This window comes from Lactobacillus sp. UMNPBX19, assembly GCF_002553805.1.
GTDB lineage: Bacteria > Bacillota > Bacilli > Lactobacillales > Lactobacillaceae > Lactobacillus.
Map to the genome: position 1 here is coordinate 1 of NZ_PCYR01000122.1, position 415 is coordinate 415.

A 415-nucleotide genomic window follows, 5' to 3' on the forward strand; every position below is an offset into this window, starting at 1 on the left:
CATATCAGACTAACTGTCAGTACATAAAGCAAAACGAAGCCTATCTTGATAATGGCACGGTTAGATTTATTGACGCTAAGCATGTTAAGCTTCCTAAACTGGGAATAGTGAGAATTGCTGGATTGCGCAAGCTGATTAAAAAGCGTTTGTTTAACCGTATTCCTACTCGAATCGGTACTGCCTCAATTAAGAAAACGGCAGACGATCAGTTTTATCTTTCTTTACAGCTTGGAAGCGATAGTGCCTTTGCCAAAAACTACGCTAAGACCAACAAACAGGTCGGCATTGATCTTAACTTGGATAACTTCTTGACTGATTCTAATGGTGCAGTGGTAGCTAACCCAAGATTCTACCGTAGAACCAAGAAAAAGCTCGCCCACGCTCAAAGAATACTTTCACGTAGAGAACGCAGAGC

General features: G+C 41.4%; 1 protein-coding gene. It reads left to right on the forward strand.

What is annotated here, in order from left to right:
- Positions 1–415: transposase (locus tag CP370_RS09385; protein ID WP_143467899.1), on the forward strand; the 415-nt coding region annotated here is incomplete at both ends.